20 protein-coding genes and 2 pseudogenes are annotated in these 24,589 nt (G+C 61.1%); 15 read left to right on the top strand and 7 right to left on the bottom strand.

Annotated elements, in window-relative coordinates:
• Positions 1–10: 10 nt before the first annotated feature.
• The 5 genes from GKR99_01625 to GKR99_01645 form a co-directional block, all read right to left on the bottom strand.
• Positions 11–601 carry a glutathione S-transferase gene (locus tag GKR99_01625; GenBank protein ID NKB26316.1) on the bottom strand — a complete coding sequence of 197 codons (591 nt, stop codon included), beginning with the start codon at positions 599–601 and terminating at the stop codon, positions 11–13.
• Positions 601–1,602 (bottom strand): DNA polymerase III subunit delta, encoded by a 1,002-nt coding sequence (locus GKR99_01630; GenBank protein ID NKB26317.1) that lies wholly within the window; start codon positions 1,600–1,602, stop codon positions 601–603. Before GKR99_01630 ends, GKR99_01625 begins: the two co-directional genes overlap by 1 nt.
• A complete protein-coding gene (locus GKR99_01635; GenBank protein NKB26318.1) occupies positions 1,599–2,087 on the bottom strand; it encodes a hypothetical protein in 489 nt (162 codons plus the stop codon). The genes GKR99_01630 and GKR99_01635 overlap by 4 nt, the downstream gene beginning before the upstream one ends.
• On the bottom strand, positions 2,074–4,638 hold the full coding sequence (locus GKR99_01640) for a leucine--tRNA ligase (protein NKB26319.1): 2,565 nt from the start codon (positions 4,636–4,638) through the stop codon (positions 2,074–2,076). The genes GKR99_01635 and GKR99_01640 overlap by 14 nt, the downstream gene beginning before the upstream one ends.
• 73 nt (positions 4,639–4,711) lie before the next feature.
• Positions 4,712–5,194 carry a DUF3576 domain-containing protein gene (locus GKR99_01645; GenBank protein NKB26320.1) on the bottom strand — a complete coding sequence of 161 codons (483 nt, stop codon included), beginning with the start codon at positions 5,192–5,194 and terminating at the stop codon, positions 4,712–4,714.
• Positions 5,195–5,469: 275 nt separating this feature from the next.
• On the opposite strand from GKR99_01645, the gene GKR99_01650 reads away from it, so the two are divergent.
• The 5 genes from GKR99_01650 (at position 5,470) to GKR99_01670 (ending at position 8,281) form a co-directional block, all read left to right on the top strand.
• Positions 5,470–6,393: a porin gene (locus GKR99_01650; protein NKB26321.1), complete on the top strand. Its 924-nt coding sequence runs from the start codon at positions 5,470–5,472 to the stop codon at positions 6,391–6,393.
• A gap of 262 nt (positions 6,394–6,655) precedes the next feature.
• Positions 6,656–7,210: a hypothetical protein gene (locus GKR99_01655; protein NKB26322.1), complete on the top strand. Its 555-nt coding sequence runs from the start codon at positions 6,656–6,658 to the stop codon at positions 7,208–7,210.
• A complete protein-coding gene (locus tag GKR99_01660) occupies positions 7,191–7,328 on the top strand; it encodes a hypothetical protein (GenBank protein NKB26323.1) in 138 nt (45 codons plus the stop codon). The genes GKR99_01655 and GKR99_01660 overlap by 20 nt, the downstream gene beginning before the upstream one ends.
• 5 nt (positions 7,329–7,333) lie before the next feature.
• Positions 7,334–7,807, top strand: a complete 474-nt coding sequence (locus GKR99_01665; GenBank protein ID NKB26324.1) for an AMP-binding protein — start codon at positions 7,334–7,336, stop codon at positions 7,805–7,807.
• Positions 7,808–8,281 (top strand): AMP-binding protein, encoded by a 474-nt coding sequence (locus tag GKR99_01670; protein NKB26325.1) that lies wholly within the window; start codon positions 7,808–7,810, stop codon positions 8,279–8,281.
• 86 nt (positions 8,282–8,367) lie between these two features.
• Here GKR99_01670 and GKR99_01675 read toward each other — a convergent pair whose 3' ends face one another.
• Positions 8,368–8,487, bottom strand: coding sequence for a hypothetical protein (locus GKR99_01675; GenBank protein NKB26326.1), 120 nt, complete (start codon positions 8,485–8,487; stop codon positions 8,368–8,370).
• Here GKR99_01675 and GKR99_01680 point away from each other — a divergent pair.
• The 7 genes from GKR99_01680 to GKR99_01710 all read left to right on the top strand — a co-directional run bounded on the left by GKR99_01680 (position 8,476) and on the right by GKR99_01710 (position 16,804).
• Complete coding sequence (locus GKR99_01680; protein NKB26327.1) at positions 8,476–8,787, top strand: hypothetical protein; 312 nt, start codon at positions 8,476–8,478, stop codon at positions 8,785–8,787. The genes GKR99_01675 and GKR99_01680 overlap by 12 nt on opposite strands.
• A gap of 357 nt (positions 8,788–9,144) precedes the next feature.
• Positions 9,145–10,593, top strand: a complete 1,449-nt coding sequence (locus GKR99_01685) for an aldehyde dehydrogenase family protein (protein NKB26328.1) — start codon at positions 9,145–9,147, stop codon at positions 10,591–10,593.
• On the top strand, positions 10,590–11,567 hold the full coding sequence (locus GKR99_01690) for a membrane dipeptidase (protein ID NKB26329.1): 978 nt from the start codon (positions 10,590–10,592) through the stop codon (positions 11,565–11,567). Before GKR99_01685 ends, GKR99_01690 begins: the two co-directional genes overlap by 4 nt.
• On the top strand, positions 11,564–13,243 hold the full coding sequence (locus GKR99_01695) for a hypothetical protein (GenBank protein NKB26330.1): 1,680 nt from the start codon (positions 11,564–11,566) through the stop codon (positions 13,241–13,243). The genes GKR99_01690 and GKR99_01695 overlap by 4 nt, the downstream gene beginning before the upstream one ends.
• An 8-nt stretch (positions 13,244–13,251) precedes the next feature.
• Positions 13,252–13,830 carry a DUF3726 domain-containing protein gene (locus tag GKR99_01700; protein NKB26331.1) on the top strand — a complete coding sequence of 193 codons (579 nt, stop codon included), beginning with the start codon at positions 13,252–13,254 and terminating at the stop codon, positions 13,828–13,830.
• Between the two features lie 14 nt (positions 13,831–13,844).
• Entirely contained in the window at positions 13,845–14,855 is a 1,011-nt protein-coding gene (locus GKR99_01705; GenBank protein ID NKB26332.1) for an Ldh family oxidoreductase, read from the top strand.
• Positions 14,856–15,016: 161 nt separating this feature from the next.
• Positions 15,017–16,804: an ATP-binding cassette domain-containing protein gene (locus GKR99_01710; protein NKB26333.1), complete on the top strand. Its 1,788-nt coding sequence runs from the start codon at positions 15,017–15,019 to the stop codon at positions 16,802–16,804.
• A 78-nt stretch (positions 16,805–16,882) separates the two neighbouring features.
• Here GKR99_01710 and GKR99_01715 read toward each other — a convergent pair.
• Positions 16,883–17,841 (bottom strand): annotated as a pseudogene (locus GKR99_01715) (IS630 family transposase).
• 349 nt (positions 17,842–18,190) lie between these two features.
• On the opposite strand from GKR99_01715, the gene GKR99_01720 reads away from it, so the two are divergent.
• The 3 genes and pseudogenes from GKR99_01720 (at position 18,191) to glgB (ending at position 24,589) form a co-directional block, all read left to right on the top strand.
• Complete coding sequence (locus GKR99_01720; protein NKB26334.1) at positions 18,191–20,092, top strand: acyl-CoA synthetase; 1,902 nt, start codon at positions 18,191–18,193, stop codon at positions 20,090–20,092.
• An 82-nt stretch (positions 20,093–20,174) separates the two neighbouring features.
• Positions 20,175–22,575 (top strand): annotated as a pseudogene (glgP, locus tag GKR99_01725) (glycogen/starch/alpha-glucan family phosphorylase).
• Between the two features lie 49 nt (positions 22,576–22,624).
• A complete protein-coding gene (gene glgB / locus GKR99_01730; protein ID NKB26335.1) occupies positions 22,625–24,589 on the top strand; it encodes a 1,4-alpha-glucan branching protein GlgB in 1,965 nt (654 codons plus the stop codon).

The following is a 24,589-nucleotide window of genomic DNA, read 5'->3' on the forward strand; positions in this document are numbered from 1 at the left end:
ACCCAATGGTTCATTCCTTCCCGCTTGCGCGCTGATGGGCCGGGCGGTCTTGTAACCGGCCGAGATAGGCGCGCAGGTCGCCCTGGCCCAGATCGTATCCCGCACGGCTGGCCCATCCCAGAATGTTGCCCGCCAGAATGTCAGGAATGCTGAGGTTACCCCCCATCAGGAACGGACCCTTTCCCAGCTGGTCGGCGAACCGGCGCAGGTTTTCGGTGAACTCGGCGCGCAGGCTATCGGCGACGGCGGCAATGCGCTGCGCTTCGGGCAGAACGAACGTATGACGTTCGGCGGTCCAAAGCGGTGCCTCAAGGTCAAACAGGATGCGATGCGTCACCGCGTCCTGCCGGGCGCGATCTATTGAGCCTGCCGGGAATGTCAGCGCTTGATGCCTGTCTGCCAGATAGGTCAGAATCGCCATCGATTCGCTGATGACCGCATCGCCATCCACCAGCAGCGGGATTCTTCCCAAGGGGCTCAGCGCGCGAACCTCGGGCGCATGCGGGGCGGCGGGCAGGTGCTCATAGGGTACGCCGATTTCCTCCAGCAGCCACAGAACCCGGAATGTACGTGAGGCGCGCCTGCCGATGACCTGCAGCATCAGCGCGGGGCCATCATCGCCAACCGTATGAACGTGCGTTCGATCACCGCCATCGGTGGCGCGGTCGAGGCTGAGCGCAGCGTCAAATCCGCCTCGACCAATGTGGCCATGGCGCGTTCCAGCCGGTGCATGCCCCAGGCATTTGCCTGGCGCTGCATCCGTTCACGCGCTTTCCAGGGGACGCGGCCAAGGCCACGCGACGGGTCCACCGCCGCACCGTGCAGGGCGCGAAAATGGCGCGCGGCGCCGATCGACAGGCTGACCGGGGTGGTGCCTTGCGCCTCCAGCCGGGCCAGCAGCGGGCCGATCCTGGCCGATCCACCCTCGGCGGCCGCATTCAGCACCGCGTCGATTTCCGCTTCGGCCGAAGCCGGGGCAAGGGCGTCGATTTCCGCAGGTATCAACGGGGTCGCGTCGTTTAGCTTATAAAGGCCGATCTTCTCGACCGTTTGGCGGAAATCACCGGGGTCAAGGTCATTGGCCAGCGCGTTCAGCGCTGATTCGGCGTCCCGATCCAATGCGCCAAGCCCGGCGTCTTTCAACATCGCCGCAATCTCGTCCCGACTGGGCGGGTCATCATAGATGCCGACAGCATAGGCATTGCGATGCCCCTCGAACGCCTTGCGAAGTTTCGAGGTCGGCTTCAGCGCGCCGCCAGTAACAATGATCTGCGCGTCACCTTCCGCCCAATCTTCCAGCGCGGCCAGAATGGCCGGGGCGGCGAATTCATTGGCGTCTTCGACAAAGGCAACGCGCGGGCCGGGAAAGAACCCCTGCGCCTTGATCGCATCCAGCAATTGCGCCGGGTCGCCGCGCAGATCCCCGCCCGGAATCCGGGTCAGACGCATTTCGTCGTCGCCATTGGGGCCGATCAGCGCCGCGATCACCTGCTGACGTTTCAGCGCCACGCGCATGGCATCGCCGCCATAGATCAGAAGCCCGGTCTTCGTCGGGTCAGGTTTGGCGAAATAGGGGGCAGCGTCGCGTGTGGTTAGCTTCATGCCCGCCAGTCAGGCGCAGTCGCGATCAGCCGTGTGACCAGCTGGTCGGCAAGAATCACCATCAGGCGATCCCGCGCATCCGCCTCGGCTGATCGGGTCACCACCGTGTTCCCGGTCGAGCCATAGCCGACAAAATTGCTGACCTTGCCACTGGCAACCACAGTCTCGCTGCCAAGCGGGTAGAGCCTGTAGTTCAGCGTGCCGGTCAATTGGCGGCGTGTGGTGGAATAGTCAGGGTCGTGACCAATGTTGCGTTCGCTAACGCTCAGATCAGCCGCCAGGCGATAGCTGGCCCCGTTTGGTTTACCCAGACGCTGTTCCAGATGCTGAACCATCACAAAGGTTTGCCGGTCGGCAGGGGCGTCCACGACAATGGACCCGCGCAGGCCCGCGGCGGACCCGCCCGGAGCCAGCGCCGGAGTGAAGCCACAGCCCGCCAGAGCGGTCAGCGACAAGAGCAGTGTACGGCGGTCAAATGACGACATTGATAATCCGTCCCGGAACTACGATCAGCTTGCGAGGGGTCCCCCCCTCCAAGGCCTTTAGCACAGCTTGGTCGGCAAGCGCGCGCTTTTCAACCTCGGATGTGGACATATCCTTGGCAACCGTGATTTCCGAGCGACGCTTTCCGTTGATCTGGATCGGCAAGGTGACCGTATCCGAGACCAGCATTGCCGGATCCGCGACCGGCCAGGCGGCGTTTGCAATCAGCCCTTCGCCGCCCAGTAGTGCCCAGATATCCTCGGCCAGATGCGGCACCATGGGCGACATCAGCTGCGCCAGCACTTTCATCGCTTCGCGCCGGGCATCGGCCCCGGCCTTGGATTTCCCCAAGGCGCCCGCGAAGGCATAAAGGCGTGCGACAGCTGCGTTGAAGCCGAAGCTGTCGATGCCCAGGGTCACCTCGTTTATTGCGTGATGCATGGCGCGGATCAGGTCATCGTCGCCTTCGCCGGGGCCTGATGCGGTGGCAATCTCATTCGCCAACCGCCAGACCCGCGCCAGATGCTTGTGCGTCGCTTCTGCGCCCGCGGCGGTCCATTCGACATCGCGCTCGGGCGGCGAATCGGACAAGACAAACCAGCGTGCCGTGTCCGCCCCGTATTGGTCGATGATCGCGACCGGATCGACGACGTTTTTCTTTGATTTCGACATTTTGGCGGGGGGAATCACCTCGACCGCTGTTCCATCGGCCAGCTTTCCGTCGCTCACCTCTTCGGGCAGGTGAAAGACCGCGCGGCCCTTGGCATCGCGGGTCTGATAGATCTCATGCGTGACCATGCCCTGAGTGAACAGGGCGTCGAAGGGTTCAATCGCCGTTTTCGGCAAATGTCCGGTGATCTGCATCGCTCGGGCAAAAAAGCGCGAGTACAGCAGGTGCAGAATCGCGTGCTCGATCCCGCCAATGTACTGATCGACGTTCATCCAATAGGCGGCTTCCTCAGGGTCCACCGGCACCTCGGCGCGCGGAGAGGTGAAGCGCGCGAAATACCAGGACGAATCGACAAACGTGTCCATCGTGTCGGTTTCGCGTTTCGCAGGCTTGCCACAGGCGGGGCAGGGAACATCGCGCCAGGTCGGGTGCCGGTCAAGCGGGTTGCCGGGGATGTCGAAACTCACGTCCTTGGGCAATTCGACTGGCAGGTTCTCTTTCTTCTCGGGCACGACGCCGCAGGTGTCGCAGTGTACGACGGGAATCGGGCATCCCCAAAATCTTTGCCGCGACAGCCCCCAGTCGCGCAGGCGATAGTTCGTCTGACCGGTGCCAAGCCCGCGGCTTTCGAACCATTCGATTGCGTAGTCGATGGCCTGCTGCCCGGTCATTTGATCCGGGCCTTTGGTCGGGCGGATGAATTCGACCATCTCGTCCTTGGCGGGCACGAATGGTTCGGCAAGGATTTCGGGCATCACATAGCTGTCGCTGCGGTCAGAGCCCAACGGGCGAAACGTATCAATGATCGGCAGGCCGTATTTCCGTGCGAATTCGTGGTCGCGCTGGTCGTGGCCCGGACAGCCGAATATTGCGCCGGTGCCGTAGTCCATCAAAATGAAATTCGCGATGTAGACCGGCAGGTCGCTGACAAAGCCTTCGGCCCCGAGTTTCGCCTTTATGCCAGTGTCATAGCCCAGTTTCTCGGCTTTTTCCAAAGCCTCGGCCGTGGTGCCGCCTTTGCGACACGCGGCACAGAAATCGGCGATCTTTGGGTCATTCGCCGCAAGCGCTTTGGCCAGCGGATGATCGGGTGAAATGCCGACGAAAGACGCCCCGAAAATCGTATCGGGGCGGGTGGTATAGACGTCGATGCCGTCGATCCCGTCCGGGCCTCCGTCAATATCGAAGGTGAATTGGGCGCCGCGCGACTTGCCGATCCAGTTCGCCTGCATCAACCGCACCTTGGCGGGCCAGTCGTCCAGCCCGTCCAGCGCCTCGAGCAGTTCATCCGCCATATCGCTGATCTTGAAAAACCACTGCGTCAGCTCGCGCCGTTCAACCGGTGCGTTTGATCGCCAGCCCTTGCCGTCGATCACCTGTTCATTAGCCAGCACGGTCATATCGACCGGATCCCAGTTCACCACCGCCGATTTGCGGGTGATCAGGCCGGCGTCGAGCATATCCAGAAACAACGCCTGCTGCTGGCCGTAATACTCCGGGTCGCAGGTGGCGAATTCGCGAGTCCAATCGATACTCAGCCCCAGCGGCTTCATCTGGTCGCGCATGTCGGCGATGTTGGCATAGGTCCAGTCTGCCGGGTTCACGCCCCGTTCAATCGCCGCATTTTCCGCAGGCATCCCGAAAGCGTCCCAGCCCATCGGGTGAAGCACGTTATGGCCAGTGGCCCTTTTATACCGCGCCACCACGTCGCCCATGGTATAATTGCGCACATGCCCGATGTGGATCCGTCCCGAGGGGTACGGAAACATCTCTAACACATAGTACTTGGGGCGGGTTTCATCCCGCCGGGCCAGAAACGTCTGCGCCTGATCCCAGGCAGCCTGCCATTTCGGTTCTGCCGATGCGGGGTCATAGCGGGTCATCAGTCGGTCCTTGTCGTGAAAACGCCGGACCATTTGGCCCGGCGCTTCTGATAAGTTGTTGTCGGCGAAGGGTCTAGAGCTTCCCGTCCGCAATCCGCAACTGACGCGCGCGGGTCAGGATCGCGTCTTCTATGGCGCGAATCGTGGCGCGGTCTGCGGGACCCTGGCGGGTGTTCATGGCAACTGACAATGCGCGGGCATCCAGCGCCGGATCCTGCACGAAGACCGTGGCGCGATACTCCGTCTGCGATCCCGGCGGCGTGCCAAACCCGTAGACCAATACGCCCGAGAAAGGGTCGGCCGACTGAATGGGCATGAAATCCAGAACCTGAAGTGACGCGCGCCAGATATACTTGTTCACTTCAATAGTGGTGTTGGGGTCGTCCTTATTATTCTCAAACAGATCCAGAAGCGAGGATTTGCGCGGTGTCGACGCGGACCGTTTGCTGCCCGCCGTGCCATCAAACCCGTCACCACCAAGGCTGACCTTGCCGCAGGCCGCAGGCAGCAGGGTGATTCCCGCCAGTGCCGTCATCAGGACCAATTGCTTTAACATGTACCGAAGCTCCCAACCTGTCGCGCCCGGAACTTAGTATCCGAGGCGATTCCCTCTAACAAGGCCCTATGGTATATGCCAAAATTGAGGGCGTCGGGACGCCGGATCGGCGGCATTCGGCCATATTTTGCCTGAAAACATAGGTCTGAGGGGTGGTTGTGTTGCATACGGGTCGCACCAATGCGCTGAATCCGGAAAAGCTACAAGGCGCCCTTGGAGAGAATCCCCTGTCGCGATAGCAACGACTTGTCAAAACCTCAAAGGGGACGTGGAAAATGAAAACTACTCTACTTGCATCGACCGCTCTGGTCCTGTCGGTCGGCGCAGCCGCCGCGGCAGATTTCACAATGGCCGACACCGGCCACGATCACAGCATCACGCTGTCCGGCGACGCCCGCATGGGTATGATCAACAACGATTCGCCGGGTGACAGTTCCGACATTAAGTTTACCAGCTACGACATTAAGTTTACCAGCCGTGCACGGGTGCAGTTCACCGGCGCTGGCGAAACTGATGGTGGCTTGGGCTTCGGCTTCAACTTCCGTGCTGGTGATGCGTCGGGCGCTGATGACGGGGAAAATGGTACGGTCTTCATCAGCCAGGGCGGTCACACGCTGGCCATGGGCGACGTCGACTCGGCCGCAAATGCTGCTGTCGGTCAAGTGTCCGGTGTAGGCCTTACCGGTCTGGGTGACAACAATGAAGTTGGCTACGATCTGAATGGTGAAGCGCCTGGCGCTCTGTACTCCTATACTGGTGGCGCACTCAGCTTTCACCTGAGCTTTGATGGTGACAGGGACATTGATGGTGACAGGGACATTTATGGTGACAGGGACATTTCAGATGGACCCTCGGTCGGTGTTGCGTATGACGCTGGAACCTTCAATGTCGCTCTTGGTTGGGAAGATGATGAAGGCGACACAAGCTGGTACCTTGGTGCCGGTGTGGATGTCGGCGCGGTCGCATTGCAAGGTATTGTTGCCGATCAGGATGGCGATGATTTCTGGGCACTTTCAGCTGACTTCACCTCCGGCGCGACGACCTTCACCGTCTTTGCTTCGGATGATGATGGGGATGTTGCTTGGGGTCTGGGTGCGTCCCACGACCTCGGCGGTGGCGCTTCGCTCGTTGCTGGTGTCGTAGACTCCGACGATGAAGACGAAGTCATCTATGACTTTGGTGTCGCAATGACATTCTGATCCAAACCGGATCAGTTAATTGGGAAGGGCGGGCCAGATGGTCCGCCCTTTTCATTGAAGCGGAAGTTGACCCAGTATCACTTGCCGACCATCGCCGTTGACATCAGGCTGGTAGGGCAACAGGTTCGGGGCAGAGAGCTTCAGGCATTCACAGTTGAAAACCAAACCTGCACACACCCAGTCACCCAAGGCCTTCTTCAGTCACCTGATCGACCTGGCGAATTCCTACCCCGATGCGCTGGCGCTGTGTTCGGACAGTGGCATGACGTCGCTCAGCGATCTGATCGGGAATGTGGTTTCAGCGGCGAAGGTCTTGCGCAAAAAGAATGTTCGCGGGCGGCGCACCGTCTGCCTTTGCTGCAACAATCCGGATCTCAACTTCGTGTTGGCATTGTCGCTAATGATCAACGGCTGCCGCGTCGGCTATAGTAAGGACATTTCGATCTATAAGGCGACCGGGGTTAAGATCGACCTCGTCCTGACTGACAAAAGCGGCAAGGTCGACGACCTCCCCACGATGGCAGTCTCGCAAGAGTGGTTCCAACCCAAGAAACCGATTGCAACCCTGGGCCTGCCGATCGCGCAGGATTTTTCCGCTATATTCTCATCTTCGGGATCAACCGGGCGACCCAAACTTATTGAATTCAGCGCTCGTGCGATACTGCACAGAATTGGGACAAAAGGGCAGGATGCCTATTTCCCCTCACAGAAAAGATTCCTGTTGTCGGCCGGTCGCGGCAGCCTTTCTGTTTTCGTTGACACCATGGTCGCGGTCGCAGCCGGGGGCGTCCTTATAAATGCGCCCGCAAACAGCTGATTGTGTTGAAAAACTCCGAAATCAGAGCGTCGCGGATTTCTTGCGAAAACCTATGAAGCGAAATAGTCGGAAAGCTTTGACCACGAGACAGCGCATGGCTGCGCGTGAGCGCATGTAGGCGATTTGGGCCGCCCCCCGCGCCAAAAATTTAGGATCGGGCTGCATGGAAAGAAAAATCATCGTTCAGGCCCTAAAACGGAGTTTTTCAACACAATCGGCTCACCGGCTGTAATCGCGGCAATACAGCGGTATTGCCCCAGCTATGTTCTGATCGCACCCGCCCTACTGGCAGAAGTCATTGATGATCTGAAAACTCGACCCATCAGAACCCGCGTACCTGTCGCGCGCGTCACCGGCGCCTTTTGCCCGCCCGCACTGGTCAAGGATGCGGTCGAAGTCCTTATCGATGAAATCGTTACGTCCTATGGTGCCACCGAGGTTGCCCGAATAGCCTGGAAATCCTCGACAGAAAACGTCGCCGAAGAACGATGTGTGGGCAAGGTGATCGACGGTGTAGAAGCAGCCGCATTCACTGACGACAATGTGCAGTTGCCTGCTGGTCAGGAAGGCCTTATCCGCGCACGCGTCACGCCATAGATTGTGGGGCGATATATCGGAAAAGACGCCGGAAACGGTAGCGCCCTGATCGACGGTTGGTTCCCTACCGGGGATATTGGGCGTGTTTCGGACGATGGGTATTTGACGATCCTCGGACGCAGCTCGGTGGTCATCAACTATGGTGGCAACAAGCTGCATCCCGGATTTCTTGAACAGGCTTTACTCGGGATTGACGGCGTCACTGCTGTGGCAGTCGTCGGCGTTGAAGCGCCCGATGGCTTTCCAAGGATATGTGCCGCGATTGTGTCAGACCGCGAAATAGGGCTGGACGCCGCGAACTGGCACTTGATCAAAACAGAATTTGAATTTCCGGTTCATGTGCTGAAGCACGTCGAGACCCTTCCAAAACTCGTGTCAGGAAAGATTGATATTTCGGCAATTCGCGAGATGTTTTCGCCGGATGTCGACGTACCGATGATTGTGACCGTCTCAGAGAACACTGCGCCCGATTGATCGGGCGCCAAAAGATACGCCGATCGGAATGAATGTTTTGGCCATGGTCGGGGCGCCCTCTATGGCGCCCCGACCCAACAACACCCTTACAGCCGATCATGTGGCGAATCGCAGAACTTGCGTGGCCCGTGATACGGCTGGAACGTTTTGGTCCGGCGGCTGTAGCTGCGGTATTTCCAGTCGCACCAGTCATCGTGGCGCTCCATGTTGCGGCGTGGGATGTGGCTCCAGCCGCTATTGCCGTGGTGGTGGTGATGCTGCTGATCCAGCAAATAGGCGGTGAAGGCAAAGGCGGCCAGCGGGTACCACCAGCCGTCGTTATGGCGACGATATCCGTGCCGGCGCCATTTGGAACCCCGGTGGCCACGCAGGAAGCGTGGACGGTCGAAACCCCGGTTGCTAAGCGCGCGTCAGCGTCGCGGGTGCTTGCGGCACCACTTTTTTCCGCGCCAACGATTGTTCTTGTGATTAACCTCGACGAGGTCCGCCAGACCGATGCCAAATGACGCCACAGGCGCCTGGCCATAGCCTGGCATCTGCACCGCGCCGCCCGCATTAAGCGAGGTTGCCGCCATTGCAAAGGTCAGCGCCATCGCACCGGCCATTCGGGTTTTCTTGAAGCTGAGTATCATGGTTCAAGCCTTTCAGAGTTCACTGGTTACACGTTTCACGTGCCCAAACTCCAATCGCGCTTCCTGACACAGGTAGGTTGCTGACCCTCCAAACCCCCAGTTGGCGGATCGGCCTGCCGATGTGCCGCATTTCAATGCAGACGTCATTGGCAAACTGCGGTAACGAACCTATCATAAGCGCGGTGTTTGGCAATAACACCAGCCTGCTATCTTATAACCGGAGTGTGCCCGATGACCGTCAACCAGAACTTCATCGCCAATAATTGGCTGGACGGTGAGTCCACGATCGAGAACGTCAACCCGTCCGATACCTCTGATATTATTGGACTTTTCGCGCAAGCTTCGGGCGGTCAGCTGGATGACGCGATCGCGGCGGCGCAGGTTGCGCAGCGCGCCTGGGCCGCGACGGGGATCGAGCATCGTTATAACGTCCTGATGGCCATCGGCACGGAATTGATGGAAAAATCGGCTGACCTGGGCGAACTTTTGTCGCGCGAAGAAGGCAAACCGCGCGGTGAGGGCGTGGGCGAGGTTTATCGCGCCGGCCAGTTCTTCACCTATTACGCTGCCGAATGCCTGCGCCAGATTGGGGATCGCGCCGCCTCGACCCGGCCGGGGATCGAGGTGCTGGTGGATCGTGAACCTGTGGGGGTGGTAGCGGTGATCTCTCCCTGGAACTTCCCGACCGCGACGGCCAGCTGGAAGATTGCCCCGGCACTGGCCTTTGGCAATGCGGTGATCTGGAAGCCGGCGAACCTGACGCCTGCCTCGGCGGTGGAACTGACCAAGATCATCGCCAAACAGGATATCCCGCCGGGGCTGTTCAACCTGGTCATGGGGTCCGGCGGCAGCATCGGTCAGGCGCTGGTGGAAAGCCCGGGCGTGGACGCGATTTCCTTCACGGGCTCGGTCCCCGTGGGCAAGGGGATCGCGGCTTCGGCCATCGGCAACCTGACCAAGCTTCAGATGGAAATGGGGTCGAAAAACGCATTGGCTGTGATGGAAGATGCCGATCTAGATCTGGCCGTCACCGTGGCACTTGGCGGGGCGTTCGGCGGTTCAGGGCAGAAATGCACCGCGTCTTCGCGCCTTGTGGTCCATGCGGATGTGAATGACGAATTCACCGGCCGGCTGGTCGCCGGTGCCAAGGCGATGAAGGTCGGGCACGCCCTGGCAGAGGGCACGCAGATCGGCCCCGTGGTCAGCGCCGGACAACTTCAGGCCAACCTGGACAATATTGCGCTGGGCGCATCCGAAGGCGCAACGCTGCTTTGCGGCGGCGAGCGCGTCGACCAACCGACCGAAGGCTATTACATGTCCCCCGCCGTTTTCGCGGACACCACCAACGACATGCAGATCAACCGGGAAGAACTGTTCGCCCCGGCCACAAGCGTCATCAAGGTATCGGGTTATGAAGAAGCGCTGAGTGTCGTCAACGATACCAACTTTGGCCTGACATCCGGCATTGTCACCCGCGATCTGGCCCGCGCCACCCACTTCCGCCAGAACGCGCGCACCGGTTGCGTGATGGTCAACCTGCCCACGGCGGGCACGGATTATCACGTCCCGTTCGGTGGCCGCGGCGACAGCAGCTATGGCCCACGCGAACAGGGCAGCTATGCCGCCGAATTCTATACCACGGTCAAAACCGCCTATGTCGCGGCGGGATCGCCAAAATGACGGTCCGTATCGACGGGCTGCAATATGCCAATTGGTCCGAAAAAATCTTCCGCCAGATGCGAGCGGGCGGCCTTGATGCCGTTCATGTGACCATCGCCTATCACGAGGTGTTCCGCGAAACCGTGCTGAACATCGAACAATGGAATCGGTGGTTCGAACTGCACTCTGACCTGATTTTTCAGGGCCGCACCGGGGATGACGTGCGAAAGGCGAAGGAAACCGGGCGGACGGCGATCTTCTTTGGCTATCAGAACCCCAGCCCGATCGAGGATGATATCGGCCTGGTCGAGGTCAACCACACGCTTGGCGCGCGCTTCATGCAGCTGAGCTATAACAACCAGTCGCTGTTGGCGACCGGCTGTTATGAGGCGGAAGACCCCGGCCTGACGCGCATGGGCAAACAGGTTGTGGCCGAGATGAACCGCGTTGGTCTGGTGGTCGACATGAGCCATTCTGCGGATCGCTCGACCATGGAAGCGATCGAGCATTCCAGCCGCCCCATTGCCATCACTCATGCCAACCCGGCGTTCTGGCACCCGGCGCTCAGGAACAAATCTGATACGATTATCAAGGCCTTGGGTGAAAGCGGCGGGATGCTGGGCTTCTCGCTCTATCCGCATCATCTGAAGGGCAAATCCGACTGCACGCTTCAGGATTTCTGCGACATGATCGCGCGGACTGCCGATCTGGCGGGGCCGGAGAACCTCGGGATTGGCAGCGATCTTTGTCAGGATCAGCCGGACTCAATCGTCGAATGGATGCGGGTCGGGCGTTGGACCAAGGCGATAGACTATGGCGAAGGGTCAGCCAGCGACGCAGGCTTTCCGCCGATGCCGGAATGGTACAGGGACAACCGTGATTTCGGCAATATCGAGGATGGCTTGCGCGCCACCGGCCTGTCGGCGGGGGATGTTGCGGGCATAATGGGGGACAACTGGCTGCGTTTCTTCGACGCCAGTTTCGGCCCGGCATGACGCCCGAAGCCGCCCCCGCGCAGGTCGCCCTGCGTCCACCCGAACAGGTGATGCGCCTGGCGCGCCTGGGGTCTTTTCACGCCAGCCGCCTGTCGTTCATGCGCATCCTGATGCGCCGGATGAAGGCGGAAGGCTGGACCTTCGATTGCCCGGTGTTTGCGATTGACGACAAAGGTGTCGGCCATGCTGTGCTGACGGCCCAAACGCCGACCCGCACCTACGCGCTGGTCGCCTTCGCCCATGACCTGCCAGCCGATCAACGCAGCGACCGCGTCATCGCCGAGGCCTGGGATTGCACCTATGCGTTGCATGATGGCCTGCCGACCAGCGCGGATATTGAGCGGTTGCGCAAAAATGTTCCCTTTCAGGAGGCGGGTCGCGTCAGCGAAAAGGAACTGACCCTGTCACGGACCAACCGTTCGGTGCGGATGTTTGATCACGTGGTGGATCGGCTTGCCGCCGGACAGCAGCCGGACGAGAATATGATCCTTCGTGTCGGCTACCTCATGCGGACCACGGCGGTCTATGGGTCGGGCAAATTCGGCGCCTGTGATTATCGTGCGATCTGTGACCGCCCGGAATTTGCCGCCCCGTTCCAGGCCGAGATGCTGACCGTTTTCCTGATCCGCGATTTTGTTCGGCGACTGGCCGAACATCTGGCCCGCGTCCGGGGCGGGGAAAAGGCCGTGGCGATGTCCGCCACGCTGGCCCGGCGCCTTGGCATCGGCAACTCGACCGGTCTGGGCATGGTACCCTATCTGGTCAATCACCCGGCGCTGTTGAACAACTGGATTGCGGCGCGCGAAACCGCGCTGGCCCGGGTCAGGGCACTGCCGGGTGATGAGTCCAGTTTTCGCGAATTCGCTGAACTGGTCGCCCGCGCGCAGGCCAATGCTGCCGAGTGGCATTCGGACCATCCGTTGCAGAAGGAAAAACTGGCTGACTTGCGCCCGGACCTGGATGCATTGGCTGCGCATCTGAAGGCGTCGCCGTTGACCGGCCTGACGCCGTGGGATGACCTCTACCAATGGGGCGAAGGGCAGCTGTCTTGCGAAGGCCAGGAACAGCTCGTCTCGCTGATGCTGGAACCTCATGGCGCGATTGTCGATGATCTGGCCGACGGCATGAGCCTGCGCAGCGCGGCGCCGCGGATTGACGGGGCGGCGTCGGTTGCTGCCACCCGGCGGGCGCTGGAACAGGTCTATGGCTGGGCACTAAAGACCGACTGGATGGCGCGCGACGAACAGGCCCGGGTCTGGTACGTCAGTGCCGAAAAGCTGGAGCCGCGTCTGGGTGAGCGGTTTGAGGAGCCGATTGCCGACTATGAACAACCCCTTGCGCCGGGGCGCGATGCAGCGGTGCTGTATGGTGCGCTGGCGGATTGGCCTGACGATGCGCCGATCGCGGATCTGCTGCTGGCGAGGCCCGAGCACCGCCATATGGTGCGCCGCATCCAGATCGCGCAGACCGCACCCTACGGAGAGATTCGCGACAACACGATCAGCGCGACGGTCCTGCCCATCGACATGCTGCGCTGCAAGCTGAGCTTCTTCGGGGCCGGGCATTTTGACCCGCGCAGTGACAGATGGGTGCGGATCAACATGTTCCAGAATGCGCCCTATCCCGGCGAACTGGCGGCGGAGGAGGCCGATGACTGGACCTATCCGAAGCCATGACTGGACTCATCGACATTTCGATTTCGGAACTGACGGCGATGGCCACCAAGGCTGCCCGCGGCGCCGGGTTTGGTTGGGGCATGGCGGATGAGGCTGCGCGCGCAACCTGTTGGCTGGCGGCGCGCAATCTGCCGGGGCCAACCGCGCTGGCAGAGCTGTTGGAACGTCTGGACGGCCGGCCGATGGCGGGATTCGCGCCCTTGCTCGAAGGTGACATGTGGTCCGCATCGGGCGGCTGGCTTTGCCCGGTTGCGACCGCAGCCGCCATGCTCGACCGTGCCGACCACCTGTCCAAAGCATCGCTGACGCTTGGCCCAACCCTTTGCCCGCTGCTTCTGCGTCCTGCGGTGGCCGATATCTGGCCCGGCGGTGCAATCGTTGAACCCAAAGATCTGACCGGGCCCAAAGCCGCACAGGTGCGCATCGCCGCCGCCAGTGCCGAGGCCGTCGGGCCGGTCACCAGCCGTGCGCGGCTTGCACCCGATGTCTGGTACCGTCTTGGCGCCTTTGCCCAGCGTACCTATGCGCCTGCCACCGAAGCCTCGCGATTGGCGGGGGCCGGGGCGGGGCTGAGCGATAATGATTAACACCGGAGATCCACATGCCTGAAACCGAAACGCTGAGCCTTGCACAAATCGAAGACCTGTCCCTGCGCGCCCTGATTGCCGCCGGAACGTCCGAGGCGAACGCCCGGCCCCTGGCCGTTGCGACGGCCGCGACCGAGGCGGACGGTGTCGCCTCCCACGGTCTTGCCTATATCCCGATCTATGCCGAGCACGTTCAGTGCGCCAAGGTCGACGGGCAGGCGGTGCCGGTTCTGACACGCCCCGCACCCGGTGTCGTGGCCGTCGATGCCGCCACCGGGTTTGCCCATGCGGCGATTGATACAGGGTTTGAGGCGTTGTTTCCTTTGGCGCGCGAACAAGGCGTCGCAGCACTGTCGATCCGAAATTCCTATAACTGCGGGGTGCTGGGCTATCACACCTATCGTCTGGCGCAGGCCGGGTTGCTGGGGATCGGATTCACCAACGCGCCTGCGTCCATCGCGCCCTCGGGCGGGCAGACGCCGGTGGTCGGGACCAACCCGTTTTCGCTGGCGGTGCCGGACGGCAAGGGTGGCGCGGCGGTGTTGATCGACCAAAGCGCCAGCGTGATCGCCAAGTCCGAGATCATGAAACACAACCGCGAAGGTCAACCGATCCCCGAAGGCTGGGCGCTGGACCCGGACGGCAAGCCGACAACGGATCCGGCTGTGGCGCTGACCGGCTCGATGGCGCCATCGGGGGGATACAAGGGCGTCGGGATCGCGCTGCTGGTCGAGGTGATGGCCGCCGCTATGACCGGTGCGACATTGGGGATCAACGCCAGTCCGTTTTCGGGCACCAAAGGCGGGCCGCCGAAAACCGGACAGTTCTTTCTGGCGATTGATCCCGGCGCGACCTCGGGCGGCGGATTCGCGGGCAACGTGGCCGAACTGGTCGGGGCGATCCACGCGCAAGACGGCGCGCGGCTTCCCGGCGACGGGCGTGGCGGCAAGCGGGCTGTTGCGGCAAAGGACGGCGTTGCGGTCAATTCGACCACATTGGCGAAAGTGCGTGCGCTGATCGGGTGAGGCAGAAAAGAATAATGCCTCCGGCGGGGATATTTATGGGTCAATGATGGCATTGAGGTGCCTCTGAACCAACCGGACCTGTGATGAACTTGCCGTGGGTGATCTTGTGAGTGGCGGGCGCGCTTAGTATCACGCGCGGATTGCATCCGAACGAGGGCATCATGGCGCGCGGACAGGTCGAGGAAGAACGGGCGACATCCCGGCGTGTTGGTGCGGTGCGCGGTTTGTGGCCGTTCATGCGGCCATACAAGCTTCTGATGCTGGCGGCGTTTTCGGCGCTGGTGCTGACGGCCGGGGTGGCGCTGATCCTGCCGCTGGCGGTGCGCCGGGTCGTGGATGGGTTTGAAAGCAGCGCGGTGGCCTTGCTGGACGAGTATTTCCTGGCCGCGCTGGCGCTGGCGGGAATGCTGGCCGTAGGAACCGGCCTCAGGTATTATCTGGTGACGCGGCTGGGCGAACGGGTCGTGGCCGATATCCGCAAGGCGGTGTTTGTCCGGGTCATCACGCTGAGCCCGAAGTTTTATGAGACGATCCTGACCGGCGAGGTGATCAGCCGGATCACCACGGATACAACTCTGGTCCTGTCGGTCATCGGTTCGTCCCTGTCGCTGGCCTTGCGCAACACGTTGCTGTTCTTTGGCGGGCTGACATTGCTGCTGTTCACCTCGGTCAAGCTGACGTTGTTGGTGCTGTTGATCGTGCCTGCGGTGCTGGTGCCGATATTCGTTCTGGGGCGGCGGCTGCGGGTGCTCAGCCGGGAAAATCAGGATTGGATCGCGGCGTCTTCGGGCAATGCGTCCGAGGCGTTGCTGGCCGTTCAGACGGTTCAGGCCTTCACCCATGAGGCCGCCAGCCAAGAAGAATTTGCCCACGTGACCGAACGCAGTTTCCAGGTTGCGAAAACCCGTGTCGGGGTGCGGGCGTTGATGACGATGATCGTGATCGCGCTGATATTTTCCGGCGTGGTTGGGGTGCTGTGGATCGGGGCGCGCGATGTGCGCGCTGATCTGATGACGGTGGGTGAGTTGGTGCAGTTCGTGATCTATGCGGTTCTGGTCGCAGGGTCCGTGGCGGCCCTGACCGAACTGTGGGGAGAGTTGCAGCGGGCTGCCGGTGCGACCGAACGTCTGGTGGAATTGCTGAATGTCGAGGACGCGATTGCCGATCCGGCGCAGCCAGCGACACTGGCGCATCCGGTCCGGGGCGAGATTGAATTTGACGGTGTCAGTTTCCGGTATCCGGCCCGCCCCGATGCCGCGGCGCTGGACGCAATCGCCTTGCGGATCAAGCCTGGGGAAACCGTCGCATTGGTCGGGCCGTCGGGGGCGGGCAAATCGACGATCCTGCAATTGCTGTTACGGTTCTATGATCCGACCGCCGGTGAAATCCGCCTTGACGGGCAACCGTTAAGCGATCTGGCGCGCACCGATTTTCGCCGCGCCATGGCGCTGGTGCCGCAGGATCCGGTGATCTTTGCGGCGACGGCGCGTGAGAATATTCGCTTTGGCCGACCGGACGCGAGCGATGCGGATGTCGAGGCTGCGGCAAAAGCGGCGGCTGCGGATGGGTTTCTTGGCGCGTTGCCGGACGGCTATGACACCTATGTCGGAGAGCGCGGCGTGATGCTGTCGGGCGGGCAGAAGCAGCGGATCGCGATTGCGCGGGCAATTCTGCGGGACGCGCCGGTGCTGTTGCTGGATGAGGCGACAAGCGCGCTGGATGCGGAAAGTGAGCGTGCCGTGCAGCAAGCGGTGCAGAGGTTGGCGCAGGATCGCACCACGCTGATTGTTGCGCATCGTTTGGCCACGGTGAAACAGGCGGACCGGATCATCGTGCTGGACGAGGGGTGCATCGTGGGCGAAGGCACCCATGACACGCTGGTTGCCGAAGGGGGGCTTTATGCCCGCCTTGCACGCCTTCAGTTCACCGAAGGCATGGCCGCTGAATAGGCACGCGGTGCCGGATTTGCGCAAAACGTTGCGGGATCGCCGCAAATAGCGCATTTTCTTCCCTAAAGCGTTTCGACATTAACCTGAGACATATCCGGCGGCCTTAAAGTAGTTCCAGCATTCTACTGGGTCGTAGAGATCGCAGATTGCTCCGATTGCTTCGAAGACCTGGGTAAAGGACCTGACCCCGATCCGTCGCAAATGGGCTTTCAGTTTAGAGAAGGCCTGCTCGATGGGATTCAGGTCGGGCGAGTACGGTGGCAGGTAAAGGAACCAGCAGCCGTGATTGCGTAAAGCCTGCGTCGCCTCCTTATTCCGGTGGGTTGCCAGGTTGTCGAGAATGACGACAGTGCCGGGGTTGATCTCGGGGACCAGCACTTCGCGGATGTAGGCCGCGAAGGCGGGGCCATCTATCGCTCCCTTGATGACCCAAGGTGCGATCAGCGCGCCTTGGGTCAGGCCCGCGATCAAGGTTTGGGTTCCCCAGCTTCCGAAGGGCGCATCCATCGTCAGGCGCTTACCGCGCTTGGCTCTGCCGCGTAGGCGCGTGAGGTTTGTCTTCACTGCGGTTTCGTCAATAAAGACAACGCGCTCAGGAAAGGTCGCAATGGCTGGCGAGCGGTATCTGAACCAGTCGGCCCGTTGCTGCCTTACCTTGGCGCGGCGGCGCTCGGTTGCGACCAGCGACTTTTTTTGTACGTGAAGCCGAGCCGGGACAGAAGGTTGGCGATGGAGGAGTGATGCACCCGCACACCCTCTGCATCGGCCAGCGCATTACGCAACTCAAAGAGCGTGATGTCAGGGTCTTGTGCGATCAACTCCTCAAAGAATTCCCGATGCGGAGCCAGCTTTCCCTTGCCGCGCGGCGGTCCCTGCCGGGCAGGTTCCGCATGACCCTTCATCCTCACCTGACGCGCCCACCGCGCGCCTGTGGCAGGCGACAGCTTCAACCGCAACGCCGCCGCGCGCCCGCTCAACCCTTCTTCAATGTATCTCTGAAACCGTATCCGAAGCGCAGATGGCAAAGGTGCTGACATGATCCATCCTCCCAAACAGGATGAATCACAGATCAGGTCTCAAGGGAATCCCTCGCGATTCAGGTTCAAGCCGATTGTGTTGAAAAACTCCGTTTTAGGGCCTGAACGATGATTTTTCTTTCCATGCAGCCCGATCCTAAATTTTTGGCGCGGGGGTCGGCCCAAATCGCCTACATGCGCTCACGCGCAGCCATGCGCTGTCTCGTGGTCAAAGCTTTCCGACTATTTCGCTTCATAGGTTTTCGCAAGAAATCCGCGACGCTCTGATTTCGGAGTTTTTCAACACAATCAGCCGAAACGCTTTAATATGACGGTCAGCCATATGGCCGCGCTCCGGGGAGAGATCATTATGCGCAACTTTGCCGGTACTGCCGACTGCAGGGCGATTGAAGCTGAATCGAGCTGGGAAGACCGGGGCATGGCGCATTCGGTCTATGCGCGGATTGGCCAGACGGCGGCGGCGCATGGGGACCGCCCGGCGATCACCTATCAACTGGAATCGGGTCCGCGCGACAAGGCCGAGACGCTGACCTGGAACGAGGTTTTCGCCAAGACGACGCAGGCTGCGAACCTGTTTCATCGGCTGGGTATTCGCGACGATGACGTTGTCGCCTATATCCTGCCCAATGCGACCGAAACGATCTTTGCCCTGCTGGGCGGGATGACGGCGGGGATCGTCAATCCGATCAATCCGCTGTTGGAGCCTGAAAAGATCGCCTCGATCCTGCGGGAAACCGGGGCGAAAGTCGTGGTGACGTTAAAGGCGTTCCCGAAAACGGATGTGCCGCAGAATACAGCCAGGGCGCTGGCGCTGGCGCCGAATGTTGAGACGGTGCTGGAGGTTGACCTCAACCGCTACCTCAGCCCGCCGAAAAGCTGGATCGTGCCGCTGATCCGTCCGAAGAACCCGCGGCTCCACAAGGCGCAGGTGTTAGACTTCGTGGCGGAACTGGCGAAAGAGCCGTCCGACAAGCTGACATTCGACGAAATAACCGAGGACCGTGTCGGCGCGTATTTCCACACCGGCGGCACGACCGGCATGCCCAAGGTCGCGCAGCATCGGCATTCGGGCATGATCTATAATGGCTGGCTGGGCGCGCGGCTGCTGTTTTCGGAACAGGATACGATCATCTGCCCGCTGCCGCTGTTTCATGTCTTCGCGGTGCATGTGATCCTGATGGCGATGCTGACCTCTGGCAGCCATGTCGTATTCCCGACACCAGCGGGCTATCGCGGCGATGGGGTGTTCGACAACTTCTGGAAGCTGATCGAGCGCTGGAAGGTGACGTTCATCATCACGGTTCCCACGGCGGTTTCGGCATTGATGCAACGGCCGGTGGACGCCGATATCTCGACCGTGCGGAATGTGTTTTCCGGGTCTTCGCCGATGCCGATCGAGTTGTTCCGGCGTTTCAACGAAGCCTCGGGTGTTGAGATCACCGAAGGCTATGGCCTGACCGAAGCGACCTGTCTGGTCGCGGTCAATCCGGTGGATGGGACCAAAAAAATCGGCTCGGTCGGGGTGCCGCTGCCCTACAGCCGGGTGCGCATTCTGGATTGTGCCGAGGATGGCACCGTGAAGGCCGAATGTGCGCCTGGCGACGTGGGTGAGATTTGCGTGTCCACACCCGGTGTCTGGGCCGGGCATCCCTATACCGATGCCACCAAGAACGCGGGGCTGTTTGCGGATGGTGATTTTTTGCGGACCGGCGATCTGGGTCGGATTGACGAAGATGGCTATCTCTGGATTACCGGGCGGGCGAAGGATCTGATTATTCGGGGCGGGCACAACATTGACCCTGCGGTGATTGAAGAGGCTTTGGCCGGGCATGATGCCGTGGCCATGGCCGGTGCGATTGGTCAGCCCGATGCCCATTCCGGCGAGATTCCGGCCGCCTATGTCGAACTGGTCGAAGGCGCATCGGCGACGACGAACGAATTGACGGCATTTTTGCTGGGCAGGATCAGCGAACGCGCGGCCTTGCCAAAATACATCGAGATCATGGATGAACTGCCGAAAACCGCAGTCGGCAAAGTGTTCAAGCCCGATCTGCGTCGCAGTGCGATTGCCCGTGTCTATGACGCCGCCCTGTCCGAAGCTGGCGTCGCCGCCGAAATCGAATCTGTGGTGGAAGACAAGGCCCTCGGTCTGGTCGCCAAGGTGAAAAAGACCGGCGAGGCTGACGACGCGACAGTTAACGCAGTGCTGGGGCAATTCACCCGGCCCTGGAAGTGGGCCGAGAGTGCCTGACGCAACGCTGCATTGCAGCAATTGACCTTGCGCCGCCCGGCCATTGGCTGAATAAGCGCCCTGATCAAATGGGAAGTCAGATATGACGACGGACGTTTTACGCGCAGAAGTGCTGCGCCATCTGGGTTATTCGCTGGGTAAAGATGCCGAGCACGCCAAGCTTTATGACTGGCGCATGGCACTGTCGCTGGCGGTGCGCGACCGGATGATGGACCGCTGGTTCACCTCGACACGGGCCGCATACGGGGCGGGGGCCAAGCGGGCCATTCTATTACCTGTCGATGGAATTCCTGATCGGGCGGCTGTTGCAGGACGCCATCGTGAACCTTGGACTGGGCGAGGCGGCCGAGGCTGCGATGGCCGATCTGGGCCTGTCACTGAACGAGGTAATGGCGAATGAACCTGACGCGGCGCTGGGCAATGGTGGCCTGGGGCGGTTGGCGGCCTGTTTCATGGAAAGCCTTGCGACGCTGGGCGTGCCCGCGATGGGCTATGGCATCCGCTATGAACACGGGCTGTTCCGGCAGCGGTTCGAAGATGGTCGCCAGGTTGAAGAACCCGAAGACTGGCTGACCCAGCGCCACGCCTGGGAATTTGAACGCCCCGAGGCCGCCTTTAACATCGGTTTCGGAGGAGAGGTTGCCCGCAACGGGGATCGCAACGAATGGCGCCCGGCGGAAACGGTAATCGCGCGGGCCTATGACACACCGGTGATTGGCTGGAAGGGGCGCTGGGCGAATACGCTGCGCCTTTGGGGTGCGGTGCCGGTGACCTCGTTCGATCTGCATCGGTTCAATCAGGGTGATTACGCCGGGGCGGCGGAACCCGAAGCACTGGCGCGCACGATCAGCCGGATTCTGTATCCTGATGACACCACGGATCAGGGCAAGGCGCTGCGCCTGAAGCAAGAGTATTTCTTTACGGCCGCATCCATGCGCGACCTGCTGCGCCGGTTCGAAGGCGAACACGGCGATCTGCGCCTGCTGCCGCAGAAAGTTGCGATCCAGCTTAACGATACGCACCCCGCGATTGCCGGGCCGGAACTGGTCCGCCTGCTGCATGATGAGCGTGGGATTGACCTGCCCGATGCGATCGCGATTGCGCAGAACACGCTGAACTACACCAATCATACGCTGCTGCCCGAAGCGCTTGAAAGCTGGTCCGAGGGGCTGATGGCGCATCTTCTGCCGCGCCATATGGAGCTGATCGGCGTCATCGACGACGCGCACGCCAAGGCGCACCCCAAGCGGACACAGGGTATTCGCGACCATCACCACGTGAAGATGGGGCGGCTGGCCTTTGTGATGGCGAACCGCGTGAACGGTGTGTCAGCGCTGCACAGCGGTCTGGTCAAGGAAACGGTGTTCGAAGAGCTCCACTCGCTGCACCCGGACCGGATCGTCAACCAGACCAACGGCGTCACGCCGCGCCGCTGGCTGCTGGGCTGCAACCCGCGTCTGTCCGGCCTGATTGATGAGACGATTGGCACCGACTGGGTGGACGATCTGGAACAGCTCAAGCGGCTGGAACCTTCCATCGAGGATGCCGGCTGGCGCGACCGGTTTGCGGCGGCCAAACACGCCAACAAGGTCGATCTGGCGAACTGGCTGGGCCGCGAACATGGGCTGGACGTCGATGCGGCGGCCATGTTCGATGTGCAGATCAAGCGCATCCACGAATACAAGCGCCAGCATCTCAACATCATCGAAACGATTGCCCTGTGGCAAGAGATGCGGGCAAATCCGAACGCGGATTGGACGCCGCGGGTCAAGATATTCGGCGGCAAGGCAGCCCCCGGATACGGCTTTGCCAAGGACATCATCCACCTGATCAACTCGGTCGCGGCGGTGGTGAACACGGATCCGGTGACGGGCGATAAGCTGAAGGTGTTCTTTGCCCCGAACTACAACGTCAGCCTTGCGGAACGTCTGATCCCGGCCAGTGATCTGAGTGAGCAGATTTCGACCGCTGGCAAGGAAGCCTCAGGCACCGGTAACATGAAGTTTGCGCTGAACGGTGCGCCCACTGTGGGAACGCTGGATGGCGCAAATGTCGAGATTCGCGATCATGTCGGGGCCGAGAATTTCTTCCTGTTCGGCATGACGGCCGATCAGGTTGATGCGCGCCGCGCGATTGATGGGCACGCCGGGCAGGCAATCGCGGCTGATCCGCGCCTTGCGGGCGCGTTGAAGGCGATCCGGTCTGGCATGTTCTCCGATGGGGATCCTGATCGATTCGGGCATATTGCCGACAACGTTGGCGGGCCAGATTACTTCCTCGTCGCGTCGGATTTCAGCGACTATTGGCGGGCGCAGCGCGCGGCGGACGCGGCCTATCGCGACCGTGACGGCTGGGCCCGGATTGCGGCGCTGAACACCGCGCGGTCAGGTTGGTTTTCGTCGGACCGCACGATACGCGGGTACCTGTCGGACATCTGGCACGCGGGTCCGGTCAATGGCGCGACCACGTTGGCGGCCGAATGATTCTTGGAATTGGAATTGACCTGTGGTGTCAGGGCGTTAGCCTGTAGACATGACATCGGATAAATCATCCGCCGATGACGCCGCCGACTCCGCGGGTTTCAAACCCGTGTTGGGTGAACTTGACGACTATCTGATATCGGAAGGGACGCATCGGCGGTTGTGGACGGCGCTGGGTGCGCATGTGACCGCGCAGGGTGGTGTTGCGGGCACGCATTTCGCTGTCTGGGCCCCGAACGCCCAAGGCGTATCGGTTGTCGGATCGTTCAACGGCTGGAACGACGGTGCGACGCCTTTGGCGCAGCGCGGCAATACCGGCGTTTGGGAGGCGTTTGTGCCAGGCGTTGCCGACGGCGACACCTATAAATACGCGATCCTGCCTCATCACGGAGAGCGTTTGTTGAAGGCCGATCCGATGGGATTTGGTAGCCAGCATCCCCCTGATAACGCCAGCGTTGTGCGCGATATCCTGGGCTATGGCTGGTCCGATGATGGTTGGATGGACACTCGCGCTGGGCATCAGGACCGGCGCGCGCCGATCTCGATCTACGAAGTGCATCTGGCAAGCTGGAAGCGCCGGGATGGCAATCGCCCGATTTCCTATAAGGAGGCGGCGGTTGAGCTGATCGACTACGCCCATGACATGGGCTTCACCCATATCGAGCTGTTGCCGATCACCGAACACCCGTTCGATGGGTCATGGGGCTATCAGCCGGTGGGCCTTTACGCGCCGACGATCCGCCACGGCCCGCCGCATGAATTCCGCGACCTGATCGAAGCGGCGCATGACCGGGGGATCGGCGTGATCCTCGACTGGGTGCCGGGGCATTTCCCGTCCGATGCGCACGGGCTGGCGCAGTTTGACGGCACGCATCTTTATGAGCACGCCGACCCGAAAGAGGGGTTCCACCGCGACTGGAACACCCTGATTTTCAACTATGGCCGGACCGAGGTTCGCAACTACCTCGTCTCGAACGCGTTGTATTGGCTGGAAGAATATCACCTGGATGGGCTGCGGGTCGATGCCGTCGCCTCGATGCTGTACCGCGATTATTCGCGCGATGCGGGTGAGTGGATTCCCAACAAGGATGGCGGGCGCGAGAATTACGAGGCCATCGGCATGCTTCAGGCGATGAACGTCACGACCTACGGCGAAGTGCCGGGGATCATGACAGTGGCCGAGGAATCGACCGCCTATCCGGGGGTTTCATCGCCAGTGGATTCTGGCGGCCTCGGCTTTGGGTTCAAGTGGAACATGGGCTGGATGAACGACACGCTGTCCTACATGGCCGAAGACCCGATCAATCGCAGCCACCACCATCACAAGATGACCTTTGGCATCGACTATGCGTTCTCGGAAAATTTCATCCTGCCGATCAGCCATGACGAGGTGGTGCACGGCAAGGGCGCGATGCTGACAAAGATGCCGGGCAGCGATTGGGAAAAATTCGCCAACCTGCGCGCCTATTACGGCTTCATGTGGGGCCATCCGGGCAAGAAGCTGCTGTTCATGGGGCAGGAACTGGCGCAGCGGAGCGAATGGAACCACGACGCCTCGGTCGATTGGGGCGCGTTGGGCGATCCGGCGCATAAGGGCGTGCAGCGTTTGGTGCGCGATCTGAACACGCTCTATCGTGGCACGCCTGCGCTTCATGCCCTTGATTGCCAGGCCGCGGGTTTTCAGTGGATCGAAGGCGGCGATACAGCGCAATCAATCTTTGCCTGGCTTAGGCTTGGCGGACCGGACGACCCGCCCGCTGTGGTGATCAGTAACATGACCCCGGTGGAACGCAGTGGCTGGCGCTGTGGCTTGCCCTTGGCAGGTCGGTGGCGCGAAGTGATGAACACGGACGCCGAAATCTATGGCGGTGGCAACAGAGGCAACCTTGGTGTCGTCAAAGCCTCGGGCGATGGCTGGCACGGTCAGCCGGCTTCGGCGAACCTGACGCTGCCGCCGCTCAGCACGATTATCCTGATGCCCGATACCGACCCCGAAACCGACCTGGAAAGGGACTGA

This window comes from Paracoccaceae bacterium (genome assembly GCA_012103375.1).
Taxonomy (GTDB): Bacteria; Pseudomonadota; Alphaproteobacteria; order Rhodobacterales; family Rhodobacteraceae; genus WLWX01.

Excerpts from the sequence above, each read along its gene's own strand:
- GKR99_01705 (NKB26332.1), top strand. The coding sequence starts at position 13,845 with ATGCCTGAAACCGAAACGCTGAGCCTTGCACAAATCGAAGACCTGTCC.
- GKR99_01635 (NKB26318.1), bottom strand. The coding sequence starts at position 2,087 with ATGTCGTCATTTGACCGCCGTACACTGCTCTTGTCGCTGACCGCTCTG.
- GKR99_01695 (NKB26330.1), top strand. The coding sequence starts at position 11,564 with ATGACGCCCGAAGCCGCCCCCGCGCAGGTCGCCCTGCGTCCACCCGAA.
- GKR99_01630 (NKB26317.1), bottom strand. The coding sequence starts at position 1,602 with ATGAAGCTAACCACACGCGACGCTGCCCCCTATTTCGCCAAACCTGAC.
- glgB (NKB26335.1), top strand. The coding sequence starts at position 22,625 with ATGACATCGGATAAATCATCCGCCGATGACGCCGCCGACTCCGCGGGT.
- GKR99_01685 (NKB26328.1), top strand. The coding sequence starts at position 9,145 with ATGACCGTCAACCAGAACTTCATCGCCAATAATTGGCTGGACGGTGAG.
- GKR99_01710 (NKB26333.1), top strand. The coding sequence starts at position 15,017 with ATGGCGCGCGGACAGGTCGAGGAAGAACGGGCGACATCCCGGCGTGTT.
- GKR99_01640 (NKB26319.1), bottom strand. The coding sequence starts at position 4,638 with ATGACCCGCTATGACCCCGCATCGGCAGAACCGAAATGGCAGGCTGCC.
- GKR99_01720 (NKB26334.1), top strand. The coding sequence starts at position 18,191 with ATGCGCAACTTTGCCGGTACTGCCGACTGCAGGGCGATTGAAGCTGAA.
- GKR99_01645 (NKB26320.1), bottom strand. The coding sequence starts at position 5,194 with ATGTTAAAGCAATTGGTCCTGATGACGGCACTGGCGGGAATCACCCTG.
- GKR99_01625 (NKB26316.1), bottom strand. The coding sequence starts at position 601 with ATGCTGCAGGTCATCGGCAGGCGCGCCTCACGTACATTCCGGGTTCTG.
- GKR99_01655 (NKB26322.1), top strand. The coding sequence starts at position 6,656 with ATGACGTCGCTCAGCGATCTGATCGGGAATGTGGTTTCAGCGGCGAAG.
- GKR99_01675 (NKB26326.1), bottom strand. The coding sequence starts at position 8,487 with ATGGAGCGCCACGATGACTGGTGCGACTGGAAATACCGCAGCTACAGC.
- GKR99_01650 (NKB26321.1), top strand. The coding sequence starts at position 5,470 with ATGAAAACTACTCTACTTGCATCGACCGCTCTGGTCCTGTCGGTCGGC.
- GKR99_01660 (NKB26323.1), top strand. The coding sequence starts at position 7,191 with ATGCGCCCGCAAACAGCTGATTGTGTTGAAAAACTCCGAAATCAGAGC.
- GKR99_01690 (NKB26329.1), top strand. The coding sequence starts at position 10,590 with ATGACGGTCCGTATCGACGGGCTGCAATATGCCAATTGGTCCGAAAAA.